The organism is Rhodococcus sp. (in: high G+C Gram-positive bacteria), from assembly GCF_049299235.1.
In the GTDB taxonomy this organism is placed as follows: domain Bacteria; phylum Actinomycetota; class Actinomycetes; order Mycobacteriales; family Mycobacteriaceae; genus Rhodococcus.
Map to the genome: position 1 here is coordinate 1 of NZ_JBAQXC010000079.1, position 4132 is coordinate 4132.

3 protein-coding genes are annotated in these 4132 nt (G+C 66.9%); all 3 read left to right on the top strand.

The genetic code is table 11. The features are described 5' to 3' along the window. Positions 1-214 precede the first annotated feature (214 nt). The 3 genes from cysK to katG all read left to right on the top strand — a co-directional run bounded on the left by cysK (position 215) and on the right by katG (position 4084). Positions 215-1150, top strand: a complete 936-nt coding sequence (gene cysK / locus WAX14_RS04330; RefSeq protein ID WP_422626856.1) for a cysteine synthase A — start codon at positions 215-217, stop codon at positions 1148-1150. A 7-nt stretch (positions 1151-1157) separates the two neighbouring features. Next, the gene (gene epsC, locus WAX14_RS04335) at positions 1158-1742 is read left to right on the top strand and encodes a serine O-acetyltransferase EpsC (RefSeq protein ID WP_422626857.1); all 585 of its coding nucleotides are present in this window, start codon (positions 1158-1160) and stop codon (positions 1740-1742) included. 128 nt (positions 1743-1870) lie between these two features. Next, a complete protein-coding gene (gene katG / locus WAX14_RS04340; RefSeq protein ID WP_422626858.1) occupies positions 1871-4084 on the top strand; it encodes a catalase/peroxidase HPI in 2214 nt (737 codons plus the stop codon). Positions 4085-4132 lie beyond the last annotated feature (48 nt).

Below are 4132 nucleotides of genomic sequence, written 5' to 3' on the forward strand. Positions count from 1 at the left end.
CGAGACCCAACCAGGCGTCGCACATCTGCGGGTCGACTGTGAGTGCCTGCTCGAAGCGAGTGCGGGCTTTGACGAGATCGGGCCGCCGCCACCGGCCACGACTTTTGCTCACGGTGATTCGAACTCCCCAGGTGAACCGCCCGCCGGACCGGATGGTGCAATAGGACGATCGCACACGAGAGCCGGTCGCGCCGCGGCCGGGAGAGGATCGGCTATGAGCGGGATCTACAACAATGTCACCGAGCTGGTGGGACGCACGCCTCTCGTCAAACTCAACCGGCTGACCGACGGACTCGGCGCGACGGTCGCGGCGAAGCTCGAGTTCTACAACCCGGCCAACAGCGTCAAGGACCGGATCGGCGTGGCCATCATCGACGCCGCCGAGGAGTCCGGTGAGCTGAAGCCCGGCGGCACCATTGTCGAGGGCACCAGCGGCAACACCGGTATCGCGCTGGCGATGGTCGCCGCGGCCCGCGGCTACAAGGCCATCTTCACGATGCCGGAGACGGCCTCCACCGAGCGTCGTGTCATGCTGCGCGCGTACGGCGCCGAGATCGTCCTCACCCCGGGCGCCGAGGGCATGGCCGGTGCGGTCGCAAGGGCCGAGGAGATCGTCGCGAACACCGAGAACGCGGTGCTCGCCCGTCAGTTCAAGAACCCCGCGAACCCCGAGGTGCACGCGCGCACCACCGCGGAGGAGGTGTGGACCGACACCGCGGGTGAGGTCGACATCTTCGTCGCGGGCATCGGCACCGGCGGCACCCTCACCGGCGTCGGCCGCGTCCTCAAGGAGCGCAAGCCCGGTGTACAGATCATCGGTGTCGAGCCCGCCGATTCGCCGATCCTCACCGGCGGCAATCCCGGCCCCCACAAGATCCAGGGCCTGGGTGCGAACTTCGTGCCCGAGGTTCTCGATCGTGACATCTACGACGAGATCATCGATGTCGAGTTCCCCGATGCCGTCGAGATCGCTCGAGCGCTGGGCACCGACGAAGGCATCCTCGGTGGCATCTCGGCCGGCGCGAACGTGTGGGGCGCCCTGCAGGTCGCGAAGCGTCCGGAGAACGCGGGCAAGCTGATCGTCGTGATCGTCCCGGACTTCGGCGAGCGCTACATCTCGACCCCGCTCTTCGAACACATCCGGGACTGAGTGCACGGTGAATCTGCTGCGAACCCTCCGGGAGGATCTCACTGCGGCGCGCGGCCACGACCCGGCGGCGCGCAGCAACGTCGAGAACGCGATCGTCTATTCGGGACTGCACGCGATCTGGGCGCATCGCCTGGCGCACCGCATGTGGGCGCGTCCGGTGCTGCGGGGCCCGGCCCGGATGCTCGCGCAGTTCACCCGTTTCCTCACCGGAATCGAGATTCATCCCGGTGCCACCATCGGCCGTCGGTTCTTCATCGACCACGGCATGGGTGTCGTGATCGGTGAGACCGCCGAGATCGGTGACGACGTGATGCTCTATCACGGCGTCACCCTCGGCGGTCGGTCGATGGCGAAGGCCAAACGCCACCCGACGATCGGCAATCGCGTCACGATCGGCGCAGGCGCGAAGGTGCTCGGCCCGATCCATGTCGGAGACGACAGTGCCGTGGGCGCGAATGCCGTTGTCACTCGTGATGTCCCACCGGATTCGATCGCCACGGGTATCCCCGCGACGGTCCGCTCCCGGACGCGCAAGCAACACGAACCGCTCGTCGATCCGACGACCTACATCGATCCGGCGATGTATATCTGAGCTGTCCCCTCCCCACCGGGTGATGGGAATCGGCATTCGGTCCGACCGGGTGATGGTTCCGGTCACCCGGTGTGCGGTCGCGCGAATTCGCGACTGATTCCAGAAGAGTGCGTCATAGTGGGTGATGCATCCTCCACTGGGAAGGAAGGACCGACGTGTCCAACAGCGAGAGCGAAAATCCGGTCATCGAGTCCCCCACGCCGAAAGCGCACCGCCCCAGGTCCAATCGGGACTGGTGGCCGGGGCAGATCGATCTGTCGGTCCTGCACGCACATTCGTCCGAGGCTGATCCGCTGGGACCGGACTTTCACTACCCGACGGAATTCGCCGAGCTCGACGTGGACGCACTCAGGGCCGACGTCATCGAGATGCTGACGCACTCGCAGGACTGGTGGCCCGCGGACTACGGACACTACGGGGGGCTCTTCATCCGGTTGAGCTGGCATGCCGCGGGAACGTACCGCATCACGGACGGGCGGGGCGGCGCAGGTCAGGGCGCTCAGCGTTTCGCACCGATCAACAGTTGGCCCGACAACGCCAACCTGGACAAGGGCCGCAGGCTCCTGTGGCCGATCAAGCAGAAGTACGGCACCACGATCTCGTGGGCGGACCTGCTGGTCTTCGTCGGGAACTGTGCCCTCGAGTCGATGGGTTTCGACACCTTCGGTTTCGGCTTCGGCCGCCCCGACATCTGGGAACCGGAGGAGGTGTACTTCGGTCTGGAGGACGAGTGGCTGGGAACCGACAAGCGGTACAGCGGGAAACGCCAACTGGAGAAGCCCCTCGGTGCCACCACCATGGGCTTGATCTACGTCAATCCGGAAGGCCCCGAAGGTAAACCGGATCCGATTGCCGCGGCCGTCGACATCCGGGAGACGTTCGCCCGGATGGCGATGAACGACGAGGAGACCGCCGCACTGATCGTGGGTGGCCACACCTTCGGGAAGACACACGGTGCCGGTGACGCCGAGCAGGTGGGACCCGAACCGGAAGCTGCGCCACTCGAAGCGCAGGGACTCGGCTGGAAGAGCTCCTACGGAAGCGGCAAGGCCGACGACACCGTCACCAGCGGCCTCGAGGTCGTGTGGACGAACACCCCGACCCGGTGGGACAACAGTTTCCTCGAGATCCTGTACGGATACGAGTGGGAACTGACGAAGAGCCCCGCGGGGGCGTGGCAGTACACGGCGAAGGACGGCGCAGGCGCCGGGACCATCCCCGATCCGTTCGGCGGACCGGGCCGCGCCCCCACCATGCTCGTCACCGACGTGTCGCTGCGTGAGGACCCGATCTACCACGAGATCACCCGGCGCTGGCTCGACCACCCCGAAGAACTGAAGGAGGCGTTCGCCAAAGCCTGGTTCAAGCTGTTGCACCGCGACATGGGACCGATCAGCCGCTACCTCGGGCCGTGGATCCCCGCCCCGCAGCTGTGGCAGGACCCGGTGCCCGTCGTCGACCACGAGTTGATCGACGACGGCGACGCGGCGGGGCTCAAAGCAAAGATCCTCGACACGGGCCTATCGTCGGCGCAGCTCGTCGGTACCGCGTGGTCGTCCGCCTCGAGCTTCCGTGGCACGGACAAGCGGGGTGGCGCGAACGGTGCGCGGGTGCGCCTCGAGCCGCAGCGTAGCTGGGCGTCCAACGAAGCCGACGTGCTCGACGCGGTGCTGCCCGCGCTCGAACGGATCCAGCGGGACTTCGACGGTTCGGCAGGCGGCAAGAAGGTCTCGCTCGCCGATCTGATCGTCCTCGCGGGTGACGCAGCGGTCGAGAAGGCGGCCCAGGAGGCGGGATTCGACATCACGGTGCCGTTCACGCCGGGTCGTACCGACGCCACGCAGGAGGACACCGACGTCGCGTCGTTCGACGTCCTCGAACCCGTGGCCGACGGGTTCCGCAACTACGCGCAGCCGGGCGAGAAGGTGCCCCTCGAACAGTTGCTCCTCGACCGCGCCTACATGCTGGACCTGACGGCGCCGGAGATGACCGTGCTCGTCGGCGGTCTGCGTGCGCTCGGCGCCAACCACGGCGGCAGCACGCACGGTGTGCTCACCGACCGTCCCGGCGCGTTGACCAACGACTTCTTCGTGAACCTGCTCGATATGGGCACCGAGTGGTCGATGTCGGAAGCCGCGGAGAACGTGTACGAGGGCCGCGACCGGGCGACCGGAACACCGAAATGGACCGCGACGGCCGCGGATCTGGTGTTCGGCGCGCACTCCCAATTGCGTGCGCTCTGCGAGGTGTACGCCTCGCAGGACGCCCACCGCAAGTTCGTCGACGATTTCGTCGCTGCCTGGACGAAGGTGATGAATCTCGACCGGTTCGACGTGAAGTGAGCGCATCGACGCCGGTGGGGCACCCCGGTTGAGGTGCCCCACCGGCGT

Bases quoted from the DNA above. Each gene is read 5' to 3' on its own strand.
- cysK (WP_422626856.1), top strand. From the start codon at position 215: ATGAGCGGGATCTACAACAATGTCACCGAGCTGGTGGGACGCACGCCT.